This window comes from Rhizobium sp. Pop5 (assembly GCF_024721175.1).
Lineage (GTDB): Bacteria > Pseudomonadota > Alphaproteobacteria > Rhizobiales > Rhizobiaceae > Rhizobium.
In genome coordinates, this window is sequence record NZ_CP099399.1 from 4376801 (window position 1) to 4393325 (window position 16525).

At 54.4% G+C, this 16525-nt stretch carries 12 protein-coding genes and 1 pseudogene; 9 read left to right on the top strand and 4 right to left on the bottom strand.

Translation table 11 applies throughout. The annotated features are described in order from the left end of the window. Positions 1–95 precede the first annotated feature (95 nt). The gene (locus NE852_RS23660; protein WP_008524788.1) at positions 96–1910 is read left to right on the top strand and encodes an ATP-dependent endonuclease; all 1815 of its coding nucleotides are present in this window, start codon (positions 96–98) and stop codon (positions 1908–1910) included. Between the two features lie 167 nt (positions 1911–2077). Here NE852_RS23660 and NE852_RS23665 read toward each other — a convergent pair whose 3' ends face one another. Then, positions 2078–3724: a hypothetical protein gene (locus NE852_RS23665; RefSeq protein WP_008524787.1), complete on the bottom strand. Its 1647-nt coding sequence runs from the start codon at positions 3722–3724 to the stop codon at positions 2078–2080. 196 nt (positions 3725–3920) lie between these two features. On the opposite strand from NE852_RS23665, the gene NE852_RS23670 reads away from it, so the two are divergent. The 3 genes from NE852_RS23670 to NE852_RS23680 all read left to right on the top strand — a co-directional run bounded on the left by NE852_RS23670 (position 3921) and on the right by NE852_RS23680 (position 6279). After that, on the top strand, positions 3921–4271 hold the full coding sequence (locus NE852_RS23670) for a transposase (RefSeq protein ID WP_225897245.1): 351 nt from the start codon (positions 3921–3923) through the stop codon (positions 4269–4271). Continuing rightward, entirely contained in the window at positions 4268–4612 is a 345-nt protein-coding gene (tnpB, locus tag NE852_RS23675) for an IS66 family insertion sequence element accessory protein TnpB (RefSeq protein ID WP_008536637.1), read from the top strand. The genes NE852_RS23670 and tnpB overlap by 4 nt, the downstream gene beginning before the upstream one ends. Positions 4613–4686: 74 nt before the next feature. Beyond that, positions 4687–6279 (top strand): IS66 family transposase, encoded by a 1593-nt coding sequence (locus NE852_RS23680; RefSeq protein WP_008536638.1) that lies wholly within the window; start codon positions 4687–4689, stop codon positions 6277–6279. Between the two features lie 396 nt (positions 6280–6675). On the opposite strand, the gene NE852_RS23685 is transcribed toward NE852_RS23680, so the two are convergent. Then, positions 6676–7467: a thermonuclease family protein gene (locus NE852_RS23685; protein ID WP_205621932.1), complete on the bottom strand. Its 792-nt coding sequence runs from the start codon at positions 7465–7467 to the stop codon at positions 6676–6678. A gap of 589 nt (positions 7468–8056) precedes the next feature. On the opposite strand from NE852_RS23685, the gene NE852_RS23690 reads away from it, so the two are divergent. Continuing rightward, the gene (locus NE852_RS23690; protein ID WP_008524777.1) at positions 8057–9358 is read left to right on the top strand and encodes an MBL fold metallo-hydrolase; all 1302 of its coding nucleotides are present in this window, start codon (positions 8057–8059) and stop codon (positions 9356–9358) included. A gap of 1 nt (position 9359) precedes the next feature. Beyond that, the gene (locus tag NE852_RS23695) at positions 9360–10670 is read left to right on the top strand and encodes an RES family NAD+ phosphorylase (RefSeq protein ID WP_008524776.1); all 1311 of its coding nucleotides are present in this window, start codon (positions 9360–9362) and stop codon (positions 10668–10670) included. 102 nt (positions 10671–10772) lie between these two features. Here NE852_RS23695 and NE852_RS23700 read toward each other — a convergent pair whose 3' ends face one another. Then, positions 10773–11237: a GNAT family N-acetyltransferase gene (locus NE852_RS23700; RefSeq protein WP_008524775.1), complete on the bottom strand. Its 465-nt coding sequence runs from the start codon at positions 11235–11237 to the stop codon at positions 10773–10775. Between the two features lie 202 nt (positions 11238–11439). Here NE852_RS23700 and NE852_RS23705 point away from each other — a divergent pair, with 202 nt between their 5' ends. Together NE852_RS23705 and NE852_RS23710 are read left to right on the top strand one after the other, a co-directional pair. Continuing rightward, positions 11440–11862, top strand: coding sequence for a hypothetical protein (locus NE852_RS23705; protein ID WP_008524774.1), 423 nt, complete (start codon positions 11440–11442; stop codon positions 11860–11862). Continuing rightward, the gene (locus tag NE852_RS23710) at positions 11855–14611 is read left to right on the top strand and encodes a hypothetical protein (RefSeq protein ID WP_128623514.1); all 2757 of its coding nucleotides are present in this window, start codon (positions 11855–11857) and stop codon (positions 14609–14611) included. The genes NE852_RS23705 and NE852_RS23710 overlap by 8 nt, the downstream gene beginning before the upstream one ends. Here the strand turns inward: NE852_RS23710 and NE852_RS23715 are convergent. Beyond that, entirely contained in the window at positions 14608–15603 is a 996-nt protein-coding gene (locus NE852_RS23715) for a recombinase family protein (protein ID WP_258156153.1), read from the bottom strand. The two genes, NE852_RS23710 and NE852_RS23715, sit on opposite strands and share 4 nt — an antisense overlap. Between NE852_RS23715 and NE852_RS23720 the strand changes: the two are divergent. Continuing rightward, a pseudogene (locus tag NE852_RS23720) lies at positions 15549–16451 on the top strand (YifB family Mg chelatase-like AAA ATPase); the annotation flags it as partial. The gene NE852_RS23715 and the pseudogene NE852_RS23720 sit on opposite strands and share 55 nt — an antisense overlap. Positions 16452–16525: the final 74 nt, after the last annotated feature.

Genomic DNA, 16525 nt, shown 5'->3' on the forward strand with positions numbered 1-16525 from the left:
CGTCTGTCGGCTTGGCAATCTCCTTCCTAAACGAGGAATACAATGACGAAGGCCCGATGCTTCGTCAAACCGTACTCTAATGAGGGCCACGAAGCATGCGAATTCGTGAAGTTGAACTAGAGGGCTACGCGAGCTTTGATAAAACCGAGATTATAAAGTTCGGGCCGGGGATCAATTTTGTCGTTGGCCAGAACAATACCGGAAAGTCGGCATTGCTTCGAAGTCTGAGAGTTGCGTTCAATCACAATCCCTACCGCAGCTCATCGTCATTCAGAACCGAGCTGCTCGTAGAACCCTTTCAAAAATTAAAAATCGAATTTCAGCGCGGAGAACTCTTCAACGCTTGGCTTCGTGGAGGATTTGACATCAATTGGAGTTTCGAAAGCGATCCAGACAAGCAAGCTAACGCCGTGAGCGCCTTCTTACAAAAGGATGAGTGGATCGCCGAGATCCATCGCTCTCCACGGGAATTCAAGATCGAAAATTGGCCGATGGCACCGGAGCCCAACGCAGTGATAGGGTGCTACCATCCAACGCCAAAAGGTGCCTCGTTCGTGAATTATCAGGCCATAGGCAATGGGCTGACAAACATCCTGCAATTTCGCTGGAATGAGGCATTTTTTCACTTTGATGCCCAGCGATACAACGTAGGCGTTTGCCCAATTGCTATGCTACCGCAGTTGCAATCGGACGCAGCAAATTTGCCAGCCGTACTGATGCGAATGCAAGGAAACAACGGCGACCTCTTTCGGGCCCTTGTTCAGCACATGCGCGACATTTTTCCGAGCGTGCGAAATCTAAGCGTTTCTAGCCCGGATCGATCGGGTGACCTTGAAATTCTGGTGTGGCCGGTTGTCGAGCAACAACACCGAGAGCTTGCCACAAGCCTGAACGAGAGTGGCACCGGGTTATCACAAGTGCTTGCAATACTTACTGTGGTGATGGTCATGGAAGAGGCCGTGATTGCCATCGACGAGGTAAGCAGCTTTTTGCACCCGGCAGCGGCTAAAGCACTGGTTCGAATCCTGGAAAGCCACTATCCCTATCATCAATATATTATTTCAACCCACTCACCCGAGGTGATCACGGCGTGTTCACCCTCGACAGTCCACCTTATCACAAAGACTGATTTTTCCTCTTCGGTGATCGCGTTGGATGTTGAGAATATGCAGCATCTACGCGCAATTACATCCGAATTAGGCGTAACGATGACAGATGTCTTCGCTGCCGATCGGGTAGTTTGGGTCGAGGGGCCGACCGAAGAGAAGGCTTTCCCTTACATCTTTGAGGAAACACGAGACGACAGTTCGAGCGAGCGCCGTCAGAAATCTCCGCAATTTGCGGCCGTTGTCGCTACTGGCGACTTCACGGCGAAACGCACCCGGCCCGACTTGATTTTTGACATTTACGATCGCTTGAGCAACGCATCCGTTCTTTCCGGCGCGGCAACCTTTGCTTTCGACGCGGAAGAGCTGAATCATGCGCAGATGGAGGATCTAACGCGACGCGCGAAAGGCCGGCTGCTGTTTCTGCCACGGCGTATGTTCGAGTGCTACTTGCTTCAACCGGCCGCGATAGCGTCGGTTATGAATGCGTCGCTTGATGATGCGCCAGCATCGGTCGAAGCAATTGAAGGTTTCCTGATCTCGGAAGGGGGCAAGGTCAAATACAAAGCAGGAGAGGAATGGAACGGCGATTTCACGAATGAAAAATGGCTTGAGAGAGTGGACGCCGCGAATCTCTTGAGTGACCTGTTCAGCAGCCTTTCCGACACCCGACTTACGTTCTCAAAGCGAAATCATTCCTTCGAGATTTTAAGGGAGATTCTTGTGGCCGATCGCGCTCACGTCGAAGGGCTGATCGACTTCGTGAGAAGACTGGTCGCCCTTTCGCGGCAGGAAACTGATTGATAAGTTTGATTGATACTACTTCGCGCCCAGTTGTATGCAAATGCAGACCCTCTCCAGCGTGTGCACGCGGTTGACGAACGGTCGACCTTCTCGCAGCACCCGCATGTTCTGAATTATGAAGAGGATTAATTGGCCATGCGACAACGTAAGTTCCCACTATGTCTGGATCACGACCAGCGGAATGTGAAGTTTCCATCAGCCTCAGTATACTCGACGACTTCGACATCGAAGCTTTCCAGAACAGAAGAGGTAAGCTGTCCGATGCCCGTCGGAGCCACCAGAAGCTTTCGGAATGACCGACCCCGGAGCTTCTCATAAAACAGAAGTTGCCCAAGGGCCTTTAGATAATCACCAGGCCCGGACCCAGTCTTGATTTCGAATAACATAGGGTCTGTTGGGCACATGGTGTAGAGATCCGGTGCCAGGCCGGCTGTTCGAGTGTTGACTACTTTTAACCCCTTTGCTTGCAGATGTCTGATCAATGCCTCGGACACCTCAGCATGTTTTCGTGTGACGATGATCTCATCTTTTGCCGGGATCACGTATGATCCCATAGCCTCATACATTAATTTCTCAGCTCTGACGGCCTCGTTCTCTTCGGCTGCAAGCTCCCGATCAATGCCGAGAAAATCCATTACGGCGTCTTTAATGTCCTCAAGTCTTATAGATGCATGGCCACGGAAAATAAGCCCTTCGCGTATCGCGGTAGGAAGGCTCGATATCGCAACGGTCTTCAGTTTGCTGATGTCGCGCCTTATCGCGGTGTCATCTTCTACTTTATGGCTAAGATGAATCGGATTGCCGGTGACACGTAGAAAGTAAGCTTTGCCAAGATGTGGGACGATAACGATATCGTTAACTCTGACTTCTTGGATAAACCGCCATACTTGGTTCGTTCCGTGCGTGATCCGTTTCTGTGCGGCTAGCTGCGGATAAAGAGAAGCAAGTTTCTCGCGGATTTCGTCTTTTGTTACTGCGAAATTTAATACCGTTTGCTCATCAAGTGCGCTCCAACCAATAGCTATTTGGTTATCTTCGAGCAGCTCGACGACTCGATCGATTCCACTCGGAGCAAGGCGATAAGCATAGATATTGGGAATAGCCAAAGCTGCCGGTGAGGCCTTAGGTCGCTCTCGGGCATTGTTTTTCGGCACGATACGAAGCCCTGCCGCTTCAAGCGCCTCGAAGCAGATTTGACCCCAGCCGGCACTGAAATGACCCGGATGCGCCTCTATACGCAGCGCGTATTCCAGGGCAAGGCCGAACACTTTTTTTGGTGCTAGAGGTATCCCTTCAGAAGTCACGGCATCGTAATCGCGAGAGGGCTCGAAGTTGGGGGCATCCCCACCCCCCAACAGCTTCTGGACTGCCCGGTCGATATGAGCTGTTTCAACCTTTCGCAAAATTTCGGCAGACAGACGGACAATCTTGGGCGTAGGTTCGAAAGGTTGAAGAGCAAGCTTTAACTGGTCGTGGCTAGTTTCAGAGGTCGCGACCAACAGGGTTCTCCAAGCACCGCGGCTTTTTGTACCGGCGTTCATTTCCCGAATAAGTTGGTCGAACCGCGTGGCGACTGGTTCCTCCTTGGTGAACAAAAGTCGGCGACCAGGGAGAAAGATGTCCTTACTGGATCGAATACCAAGATAGATTTCGTAAGGGATCGTAGCTGTATCCAAGCGTGCCAACAGCAATTCAACTGCACGTCGATAGTCTCTGTTTCCGATGGTACCACCGCGACAACGCACGATGACGCTCAGTTGGTCCAGGTCCAGTGTGGCGTTGATGCGCTTACCATCGGCAGTGACCAGTTTCATAGAGGTTCCGTAATTTCTTGGTCCGTGGGTCGATTACCAGCACTAGCCGATGAAGCTGAGTGATCGATTAATAGTGGGTAAGCGACAAGCAGCCCCCGTCTGGCATTGATGGCGGCGATTCCGGTATTGCGGTGAGACGATTCACGAACTGTGAGCTTCTATGTCTGCGCCTAGCTCTGGAACTAGAAACTTCCATATGATCGAGGCCGTTCCGGAACGGCTTGAAGGTGCGCCGCGACAGTTTCGGCGGCGCTGGTCCGACGAATTCAAAGAACGGGCAGTGGCCGAGGCGATGGAGCCCGGCGCCAGTGTTTCGGCGATCGCACATCGCCTAGAGATACATCCCTCACAGCTATTTGGTTGGCGCCGTGATGCTCGTGACGGACGCCGATCTGCGCGGCAGGATCAGGCTACGGTATCGAGAACGACGTCAAGTGGTGCGCTTGCGGTGATCGACGTGATCATCGGCGACGTTGTGATCCGGGCTGGCGCTGGGATCGATGAAGCACACCTGCAACGGGTTATCCGAGCGGTGCGCTCGGCATGATCCCGTCGAACGTAAAGGTCTTTCTCGCGAGCCATCCAATAGACTTCCGCAAGGGGCCAGATAGCTTGCTATCGCTGGTTCGAGATGCCGGCAGCGATCCGTTCAGCGGATCTCTCTATGTCTTCCGGGCGAAGCGAGCGGACCGGATCAAGATTGTATGGTGGGATGGATCCGGGGTTTGCCTTTATGCCAAGCGGTTGGAAAAAGCGCAGTTCTGCTGGCCGCGCATTGGCCACAGCCGGGTCCAGCTCAACCATGCCCAGCTCTTGGCATTGGTCGATGGAATGGACTGGAAGCGGGTTCGCTTTACGCCCGTCAAACCGCCTGAGATTGTTGGGTAAAACCACTGCGGCGAAGTGAATCAGGGGCCTGAAACTACGGGCGGATCACGGCAAAATATGCTCTGATCAGATCCATGACGCGACCCGAGATCGAGCTCCCGGATGATGTTGAGGCCCTAAAGGCCATGGTCCTTGCCATGGCCGAAAAGGCAGCCCGTGTCGATGCTTTGGAAAAGCAGGTCGATGACCTGGAGGCCCGCAATGCTGACGCCGACGAGCGTATCGAGAGGCTGACGCAGATCCTCAAGGCCTTCGATCGGGCTCGCTTCGGACGGCGCTCGGAAAAGCTCGGCGCATCGGCTATCGACGATGAGCAGCAAGCCTTTGTCTTCGAGGAGATCGAGACCGGCATAGCCGCGATTAAAGCCCAGGTCACGAAAGGCAGCTCGAATACGGATGGCAAACGCGCACCGCGGCCACGCAAGGGCTTTGCACCGCATCTTGAGCGCGTCGAGGTGGTGATTGAGCCGGAAGAGTTACCGGAACACGCGGGCAAGCAAAGAATCCTGATCGGAGAAGACGTCTCCGAACGGCTAGATGTCGTGGCGGCGAAGTTCCGTGTCATCGTCACGCGCCGTCCCAAATACGCTTTTAAGAACGAAGACGGCGTCATCCAGGCTGCGGCCCCGCCACACATCATTGAAGGCGGCATTCCAACAGAAGCACTTCTGGCGCAGATCGCCGTTTCCAAATATGCCGATGGTCTACCCCTCTATCGCCAGGAAGCGATCTACGCGCGGGACAAGGTCGAACTCGACCGCAAGCTCATGGCTCAATGGATGGGCAAGCTGGGGTTCGAGCTCGATATTCTTGCTGATTACATCCTGAACGAGATCAAGAAGGCAGAGCGGATCTTTGCCGACGAAACGACCTTGCCGACGCTTGCACCTGGATCCGGATCGGCAAAGACGGCGTGGCTATGGGCCTACGCGAGGGACGATCGGACCTTTGGAGGCAGCGGTCCGCCGATGGTGGCCTATCGCTTCGAGGACAGCCGAGCGACCGAATGCGTTGCGCGGCACCTCAGCGGCTATCACGGGATCCTGCAGGTCGATGGATACGGTGCCTACAGCAAACTGGTCCGCAAGGATGGAGGCAACGACGGCGTTGTCCTGGCTGGCTGCTGGTCACATAGCCGCCGGAAGTTCTATGAATTGCATGTTGCCAAGAGCTCGAAGGTCGCCACAGAGACGGTCGAGCGCATGGCAAAGCTTTGGGAGATCGAGGAAACCGTTCGAGGCCAAAGCCCTGAAGCTCGTGTCGCGGCGCGACAGAAGAGTTCGGCGGTGATCGTCCGTGACCTCTTCACACTTTGGCAGGCGACCCTTCCGCGGGTCTCGGGAAAATCCAAACTCGCCGAGGCTCTCCGGTATGCCATCTCGCGTCGAGACATCTTCGAGCGCTTTCTGACGGATGGGCGCATCGAGATTGACTCCAACATTGTTGAGCGGGCAATCAGGCCTCAAGCCATCACCAGAAAAAATAGCCTCTTCGCTGGTAGCGACGGCGGCGGCAGGACATGGGCGACGATCGCGACCCTGTTGCAAACGGCAAAAATGAATACCGTCGATCCTCAGGCTTGGCTGACCCAAACGCTTGAGCGTCTCGCAAACGGATGGCCCAGCAGCGAGATAGATGCCCTCATGCCATGGAACTACACGGCCTGAACGGCCTCAGCTTGCCGCTTACAATAGTGGCTCATTGCGACGCAGTGCGCTCGAAGCTGCGGCCTGGAAAACCACCGTAGCTTCGGCTAACTAACGTCGCCGAAGGCAACCTCATTTGCGGCAACAATTTCGCTTTGTCGTTAGTCGCGCAGCATCAAAATAGCCGTGAGCTTAACTCCGCAAATATGTTCGAAAAACTTGCCAGACTTCCTCTAGCCGCAGCGTTCGTAGAAGCGGATCGCAGGAACATTAAACACTGCCACAGAAAATCGTCTGCCGACCGCCATACTGATTACAGCGGCGTCATCGAACCGGCTTTCCACAACTACGTCAATGACGCCTCCAGCGACCAGTTTGCGATATCACAAGGGCGTCTTCAGCATATATACCCCTTGATCATCCGCACCATGGCCTTGGTGTTGGCGGACATCCGCCAGCACCGCAGACAAACGGCACGGCCAAGCCCTCGGATATAAGCGTCTGGCCGACATCACGTCCATTAACACGTAAAATGCCGCAGCTCCGACCGTAATTGCATTTGTCAGTCCCTTCTGTGCCTGGCTTGCAAGAGCAAGCAACTTTGGTCACCGTTGATTTTCCCGATGAAACCAATTCTACCAATCTCATACCTGCTTTGACGCCAAGCGCCCTCTCACGATCGCAAAGCGGTTCGAATTTTTCGGGCGTATTGAAGCCAACGAGCCGCACGCGGGTACCATCATTCATTTTGATCGTATCGCCATCGGTGATCGAAAAATTCCTTGCCTCAGAAGTTGTTGTCGACACCGCCGGGAACCAACCGCCGACATAATCTTCAGCGTGTTTAACGACTGTCGCGCTCATCATGACGACCATAACCGCACCGATGATCAGCAATTTCTGCTCGCTGCGGCTGAGTCCCCAATATCGTGTTCGACGTCGATATCTCCGCCGTTCCGGGACGTTGCTGACAACCAGTCTTAGATCGGCATCGCTCTTGAGCGCTGTCAGCCGCTTCAGCGTCGACATTTGCTTTTCTGATAGCCGCGTTCGCGTGCCGTAACGATCGATCTTCGACCGCATGTCAACAAGGAAGCCGCGCTGCCAATCCGTTGGTAGTCCACTCTGGAGGACGTCATCGATGCGGCTGCGGAAATACGCGACCTCAATATCTGTCAGCAAATGTGTAGCCCCCATCAGCCACACCATACCACGCATTCGCCTAATCTCGGGTTGCGTGGATGAGGAAAATTTTAGCGAGTTTTTTTGCCGACCAATCGTGTGCATTTCGCAGCTACCGGCGCAGGTAGCTCTTCGCGCCGCTGTCAGTAACACAGTAACCCTCCTCCCTGGCCGGTGCAGTAGTTTCCGCCTCGGCACGAGCATTCCCCGGAAATCGCTGGCTGCATTTCCTCTGCTGACCCAAGCAAACCAACGGCACCCATTGTCGCTTCACACGATTTCTTACTTGCGTTCACCGAGCCATCACGACAAATAAAACTCGAGCCTTGGCAATGTTCAATGCCGCCTTTTCGGCCACTGCATGGAGTGTTTGCCGAGACGGGCTGATTTGTCGGCACGTTGCTTACCAACAACGAAGCAGGTCGAACAAACCGACCCTTCAATTCAAGCGGCTCTCTGCGACTGATAGTAAAGCAATGCCCCTGGCCGACGAAGGCCGCAGCTAACAGCTTCAGACGCGAATTCCGACGCGAGCAACCCAGGCGTTTAATCTTGCGAAAGCAATTTCTGCGATTGAAGTGCGAGGCCAGTAGTCTATACGCGGGCAAGAGGGATTATGCGTCAGAGAATTCACGAGCGCGTCCAACATCCTGTTGGACAAGGCTTTTTTCATAGCGGTCTTGTGCATGGCGAGGGTGGAACCGTTCGCTACGTCGTGGACTGTGGTTCCATGAAAAAATATGAAACTGCAAGGAAGTCGAGAATACGAGCGTATATTAGAGATGTAAAAAAGCATTCACGAAAGTCGCGACTCGACATTCTCTTTATAACCCACCTTCACGTCGATCACGTCAGCGGGATTGAGCAGCTTCTTGACGCCCGAAGCGGCCTTCAGGTGGACACTATTGTCATGCCATTGCTTGACGATATCGACCGGCTGATAGCGTTTGCCCGAAGCTACGCGGAAGACAGAGCCTCTGCGGACACAGAGTTTTATCGTACTTTTGTTACCCAGCCGAGTTCGGCCTTTTCTCGGTTCAACCCCCGTCAGGTCATATTCTTTCGGGCTGGAGATGGCGACGGAGGCACACCTGGAGGTGCGGATTCACCGCTAGCTCCGATTGACTATGATTTGCCTGGCGGTCTTAAAACAGAGCGTTCGTGGACGTTTGCTAGACGCGGCGATATCCCCACCTCTTCGGCTGAAAACTTGGAAACCGTCAACGATGCAGGCTTGGTCGTCCTTCCCGATACAGTTGCGGCAGCCGTTAATTACGAGCACGGTCATTGGCTGCTCGCTCCGTTCGTTGACCCCGGTATTTCCCAAGACAGACCGAAGTTTCTCAAGGCACTTGCCGAAGAGAGAGGCCTGTCGGTGCCCAAAATGAAATCATGGCTCAGAGAGCGAGGCAATTTAGAAGATTTGCTGACAACCGGCACCGCCGATTTGATTGCTGCATATCACTCGTTAACAAGAGATCTGAACGTCACGTCACTCTGCCTCTATTCTGGACCAGCCCATCCGTTTCCGGCGCACGAGATATGGACTGGGAGAGATGAGGATCACTCAGCAGATTGGGGCTGGGGGTTCGGAAAGAGCGCCTGGATGGGAACGGGCGATGCTGCATTAGCTTCACAAGTACGTCGCAAGGCGTTCCTCAAGCATTACGGCCCCCTCCTCAGCAACGTTGGTACATTTACGCTCCCCCATCACGGCTCTGTCCAAAACTTTCACCCTGAACTGGTGCGACGAATAAAACCCCGCCTATGTGTTGCGGCTGCTGATCGGTATTCGAATTGGTCTCACCCCGGAGCGCACGTCGTCCAGTCGGTTTGTTCGCTGGGATCTGCAGTTCACGTGGCCACCTCGGAAATGCCTTCGCGACTCTTCGAATGCGTAGATCGCTGGAAAGTATAGCATGACGCTGGTTTGTCCGAAGTGTTTTGGTGATAGGGCGATCAGTCGGCGTATCCAGGAAGTAAGGCCGCAGTATCCCGACGAAAAATGCAGCTTTCACCCGCGAAACAAGGGAGTACCAATCCGCCTAGTCGCCGCGATGGTCGACGACGTATTCCGATATTTCTACAGCTTTGGAGAATATCCGTATGCCTATTCTGAACAGGAGGGAGACAGTCTAGTATTCTGCGTTGGAGACATTACGCAAGCAGAAGACGAGGAAATAGCTCGCGCTCTGGCCGATCAACTCATTGAAGACGACGAATATTGGCCCCAGAATGGCGAGCAGTCGTTTTACGCCGACGATCAGAACTACGTCCGCCACGGTTTCAACCGCAATCACCGCAACGATAACCTCTGGCGAAATTTTCGAGAAAGTGTCGTCTACCAGCAGCGCTTTTTCAATTCTAACGCCAAGGACCTAATTTCGGAGCTGTTCTCCGGTGTCGACGCACAACGAGATCACCGAAGGCAGTCTCCAGTTTATGAGATTTCTCCGGGCAGCGACTTGGGTATCTTCTATCGTGCCCGTGTTCTCAGTGATCCGAAAGAGCGCGCCCGCGCCCGAGAGGAGCCGGCATCGGTTCTGGGGCCTCCACCGAAGCGACTGCGCAAGGCGGGTCGAATGAGTCCCGCAGGCATCGCCTGCTTCTATGGAGCTTTCGATCTTGAGACCTGCGTTGCAGAGCTTCGCCCTCCAGTCGGCAGCGTCGTGGTCTATGGGAAGTTTGAATTGACTCGACCCATCTGGGTACTCGACACGACACGGTTTGAGGCGCCGATGAAACCACAGAGCCTGTTTTCGAAGGACTACCTACGCAAGGTCGAGCAGTGGGCGTTCATGCAGCGGTTTATGGAGGACATTGCTAAGCCGGTGTCCCCAACTGATGAACACCTAGACTATATTCCGACCCAAGCTGTGGCGGAGTACCTCAGGGTTCACCATCAATTCAAACGCGACGGCCATCAGCGCAAGATAGACGCCATAATTTACAGGTCGGCGCAGCTTCCAGCGAATAGAAACATAGCGATCCTCGGCGAAGCTGCCGAGGTTGGAAACGAACCAGGATTACGCCCGAAGCGGCAACGCGAGACTCTGGCGGGGGCAAGCCTTCCAGATTCCATGGAGCTTTTCCTGACCGAAAGCCGGCCAGGACCGCCTCCCGCAATCCAGGCAATCAAATCGTCGGTAACGTCAATGAGGGTCGAAAGCGCCCGATATCAGACTGAAGATTACTTTGAGATCACTTCCGACGATGTGTTCCCTTTCTGAAAGCCGATGTGCGGTGGCAAGGGGCCCACTTCGTCCACCATCTGTTCTATCAGACATAGGACGGCTCCAGGCCTCCTGCGATCTCATCGATCGCGCCGTACGCTAGTCGCGCACCATCAAAAAAGCGGCGACCTTCGCCCCGCAAACGTCCTCGAAAAATCTTCGGGACTTCCTCCAGCCGCAGCGCTCGTAGAAATGGATCGCAGGAGTGTTGAAAGCTCCAACGATCAACCGTGTGCCACCCGCCATGTAAGCGTTGTGTAACAGACTGAAACCGATCCGATTGCGTCGAAATTCCTTAGCGACATTGAGAGCGGTGATGCAGTCGTCGATCTGATTGATCACGCCGACAACCTGCCCGTCAACGTCGGCAACCTGCATGCTGTTCAAAAACAGGCGGAGGTGTTCGCCAACGCAATCTTCTTTCGTGAAGCGTCTCACGATCTTCCGTGAGACTTGCCTTCCGTATGTTTCCATCCAGCACGAGGAAAGCAGTCGGTGAAGATCGTCGTAGTCTAAGTTATTAGCAGGACGAAAAATACAGTCGAAATTTAGGGGATCGATCATCTAGGCGCTCCTTGTCGGGAGCGCGGTCCGTGATCAATGTCGAATATTCAACGACCGCCTATCGGAACGCGAGAGTCCCGGAGGGATGGGATTACGGCAAGGACTGCTATGGCGAGAGCTGCAGACCGCACTGAATTCCTTCTGAGAGCCATCAAATTTTCGGTAGACTAAAAAGAAACTCGATTCGCTTTAAAGGTGAGCAATGAGTAGCACCGTACGTATTGGAGCGCTTCTCGCGTCGGCGATCCTCTTTCTTTCGTTCCTGTATCTAATCTTCATCGGCGCCGACAAAGGCCAGTACATCATGGTCGCTGTTGTTTTCGTTTTCGCTGTTCTCGCAACAAGGCTCGAAGACATAACGAACCTCACGTTTGGCGCAACGGGCGTACAAGCGGCCCTCGAAAAGAAGTTGAAAGAAGCAGAAGCGACCGTCGCCCAGTTACAGCGGGTGGCTGAACTATTCGGTCAAATCAGCGTACTTCAAATATCAATGAGCAACCGGTGGGATGGCCTGAGTTCCAGGGAGAAGCGAGATGCGATCAAGAAGAGGTGGGGCCAACTTGTCAGTCTAGTTAATGAGAATATCCTGCTCTCTCCAAGGCGAGAGGGGTGTCGAAGTGACTGACAAGCTCAATCGAGCTTCTGCAAGACGCGGTGGCCCGTTAAGCAGAGCCATTGAAAGTTCGCTCTCGAGGGTTACTTCCAATATTACGGGCGTCGCCACTTTGACCGGCGCGGTGTCTGGGTTAGTCGCTGCTTACTACACGCTTCGCGTACAGCTCGGACTTGCTGAACCTTGGCCAGCCCTGATATGCGGCACCTTCATACTTCTTTTCATCCTGCTTTACGTACTTCCGGAGTGGCGATCTGAGATAAAGATGGATCGCCTGGAAAGGGAAGGTATTAACGGCATCCTCAAGGAACCATCCTACTTTCGATTGACGCCGTATCAGGCCGACGATGCAACGGCGTTTAACCGTCCGGACAATGCAGCAGCTTCTGTCCTTAAGTGGATAGAGTCTACGTCCCATCCGATTCTTTACTTTTGGGGCCAGTCTGGGTCTGGCAAAAGCTCTCTCTTAAACGCGGCAGTGGTGCCAACCCTACTGAAGGGAGGCTGGGTTGTTTGCTCATGCCGCCCACATTCCGATTCTCTACAAGCAATCTCTACTGCCCTGCGGCAACAAACTGCGATTTGGCGAAAGCCCCCCGACTATCGCTACGACACAGAGAGGATCCTAGATGAAGCTGTAAGCCGAGTGCGACAAAGCGGCAAAGGTCTAATTCTCATTATCGACCAATTCGAAGAAGTTTTTGTTCTAGGCGACGACAAGGCCAGATCGGCATTGACGAGGGTTCTCGGGGATCTTCAACAAAATCCACGGCCTGGACTGCTGCTGCTTTTGGCGCTCCGAGCGGAGTACCTTACCGATGTGATGACTCTCGGACTACCCGGACCCGCGTTGGGCTCCAACGAGAATGCTTACGAGGTACGCCCATTCACACGCGCCGCTGGACAGGATTTCATCGAGCACTCCGGCCTACTTCTCGGAGAGGATCTTGTTGAGGAAATTCTAGGCGAAGCTGCGGAAATTGAGGATATGCCGGACCGTGTGCGTCCGATAGTCCTGAACCTACTTGGACTGGTGGTGTCTTCCTTTCACGGAGCGCTGCCGAAAGGAGTAAAAGCTGGCCGCCTACTTTCCGGCTACGTTGAGCGGAGCTTGAAAAACCCGCTCATCAAGGATGTATCACTCCGAGTTCTCCGCCCGCTCGTAACGGACGTCGGCACTAAGCGCACTCTCTCCACGGCCGAACTTTCAGAGCAGGCGAAGCTTGACCCCAGCGTTGTAAGAGGATGCTTGATTGCTATCGCAAACGACGGCTTAGTTAGGATTCTCAGCGGCAATGAAGAACGGTGGGAGGTCGCACACGACTTCATTGCGAGACTGATGCAACCAATGTTTCGTGATCGAAGAGACGCCGCTTGGTATTCAGTTCGAACGTGGCTTCCTCTGGCAGCCCTCACCATATGGTTACTAACATTTATTGTTTTGAGTTTGGTTTATCCCCGGCTGCATGACGATTATATACTTCGTGAGCTCGCGAGCGTCGGCTTGGTTCCAGGCCCTCCCGCTAAGACAGGGAATACTCTTGTTCAGAACGGGCTTGCGATTCAAGACGAAAAGGCGTTTTGGAATGTTGCCTCCCAAGCGAATTACTTAAGCACGCCGGTCGTTTCGCTAACAATTGATGCAAAGCTCACCGGACGTGGAGTGCCCGATTTCCCGAAGCTCAAGAAGTTGGATTTGAACCTTTCGACGCTGGAAGATTTTCCTAACCTCCCGAATCTTTTATGGCTTCGGCTTTCAGGGGACAGATTGGAGTCGCTTAAGGGCCTACCATCCTTACCAGCGTTGAGAAAATTTGAACTCATCGACACTCGGGTGACGAACTTCGTGGGAATGCCCTCGATGCCGGCGCTTCAGGAAATGACCATTGATTTCAACGATATTCGTGGAGGAGGTTTGAGCTTTGAAGGGATGCCGTTGCTTCCTCAATTGCAGAAACTTCAGGCGCCACAGGCTTTAATCGAAAGCTTTAAAGGCTTGATTTCGCAGCCGGAGTTAGTGCGACTGGAACTCGGTTCGATCCTTATAGGGGGACCTGGTTTGGATGAGGGCGAGGATGATCATGCGTTGGATTTCGGAGAATTTCCGCCGTTTCCGAAGCTCGAGGCCCTCAATCTCTACTTGCGGAAGCCGCTTAACCTCGCGAGGCTTTCAAAGCTTTCAGCTCTCAAATCGATCGAATTGCAAGGTGATAAGATAGTGGGTTTAGAAGGGCTGGCTAGTGCGCCATCACTGAATGAACTTAAGCTATCTGTGAAGGGCTCGTTTCTAGTGAAAGATGTGCCTGCCCTACCGTCTTTAACGTCTCTTCGTGTGGATGCTGACAAGTTAATTTTCTTCGACATGGCGGATTTTCCGGTTTTGGAAAAGGCGCAGTTCGACGGCATACTGGCCGACTTGCCAAATATATCTGCAGGCTCGCCGTTGACAGAACTCCGCTTGGTTAGCGGGCGAGAAATAACGTCCTTAGATGATTTTCCGGATTTAAAGCATCTTTCTAATCTGGATTTGAGATATTTAAAGCTCGGTAAATTGTCCAAGCTCCCTCCACTGGAGAATCTTATGACGATTTATCTTCCTGGCAATAAACTTGCAGATTATAGCGGGCTAGAGGGCCACCGAAAGCTCAATCATATCTATGTTTACGAGGACATCGACCCGAAGATTGTTCCGTCAGATGTATATGAGGCAATACCGCAAACTCTACGCCAGTTCGTTTCGGCAGCAACCTGGCAGGACTAAAGGCGGGCGTGATCGCGGCGAGGAAGTCGTTCCATTCGTCGGTTTGTGTTCCGGCGTGCAAATTTTGGACGCCGATTGACAGGCTGCGTAGGAATACGCACCTTCTTGCCACTCGATCTATCGGCTCGGTGGGGCACGTAGGTCCCAACTACGGAAGCATCTTCGAGCATCTTTTTGATGTATGAACGATGCCAAATCTTCCCCCGACCGAAGACTGGAACGCCTTCGCGATTTAGACTCTCGGCAATCGCATGCTGTCCTCGGCCCTCCAGCGTCTGCTCAAAGATGCGGCGTACAATCACTGCCCTGCCAGGTATCAAATCAAAGCCGCTCCGATCCTCTCTAAGCTTTAGCCAACCGGGTGCCCTAGACGTCAGCGGCTTGGTTTTCGCGTTTGTCCGCTTGTTCTCCCACGCTTGCGCAACCCTTCGACCTTTCTTGGCGCTTTCCTCATGCGCCCGCATGGCAACCAAAAGTGCGACCATTAGAGCCGTCTGGTCCTCATCAAGGACCTCTTCCGTGTACACCCGCTGGTCATCCAAGGTTACAAGCGTTATCCCCGCCTCGCAGATACGCTCAAGAAGCCTTACCGCCTTGCGTGGTTTCTTGCGGCTCAGGCGGTCGAGACTTTCTACGAGGAGATAACTTCCAGGCTTGATGTCGCCGTGTTCTACAGCCGCGAGAAACTCACCGAGACGACCGGCCTCCTCGTTGGCTCCCAGATATGCCGATACCCCAAGGTCACGGAAGGTGAGCAGGTCATCAAGATCAAGGCCGTGTCGCTGAGCGTAGGCTTCCGCTGCCGCAGTCTGTCGTCTGAGGCTATCTCCCTTCTCCTGTTCGGGAGTTGAGAAGCGAACATAGGAGTAGGCTTTGGGGCGGGTCGGGGGGGGTGGTTCATGGTGGTGATTCCTAAAACAACGATGGGTCTTTTGTCCATACCTTGCTGATGGTCGGGCCTCCGGGCTCCGGCAAATCCATGCTGGCGGCAAGGCTGCCCTCTATCCTGCCGCCGCTTTCCGCCGCCGAGTTGCTGGAGGTGTCGATGGTCCATTCGATCGCCGGCCAGCTCACCGGCGGCAAACTCTCCGATCGCCGCCCCTTCCGCACCCCGCATCATTCCGCCACCATGGCCGCCCTCGTCGGCGGTGGCTTGCGCGCCCGTCCCGGCGAAGCCTCGCTTGCCCATCACGGCGTGCTTTTCCTCGATGAGTTTCCCGAGTTCACGCCGCAGGCGCTCGATGCGCTGCGCCAGCCGCTTGAAGGCGGCGAATGCGTCATCGCGCGTGCCAATCACCGCGTCTCCTATCCGGCAAAGTTCCAGCTGATCGCCGCAATGAACCCCTGCCGCTGCGGCATGGCGGGTGAGCCGGGCCACACCTGCGCCCGCGGCCCGCGCTGCATGAGCGATTACCAGGCCCGCATCTCCGGCCCACTGATGGACCGCATCGATATCCGCATCGACGTGCCCGCCGTCTCCGCCGCCGACCTCATCCGACCGATGGTCGCCGAAGCCAGCGCCGACGTCGCCCGCCGCGTCGCCGGCGCCCGGGAAATCCAGCAGGAACGTTTCGAAGCCGCCGGTGCTAAGGGCATCGGCACCAATGCCCGCTGCTCCACATCAATGATCGAAAAACTCGCCGAACCCGACGCCGGCGGCCTGCAGCTCCTGCGCGAAGCCGCCGAAAAAATGAAATTCTCCGCCCGCGGCTACCACCGCGTCCTGAAGGTCGCCCGCACGCTCGCCGATCTCGATGGCAAGCCGACGGTTGGGCGCATGCATCTGGCTGAGGCGATTTCCTACCGCATTGCCGGTGAGAGGTTGACGGCAGCGGCATAGGAAGAACGTAGATCGTTGGCCTGCCATTCGCCGAAACTGCACGGTAGGCGGTTCTTCGGTTTCTCCGGGGGACT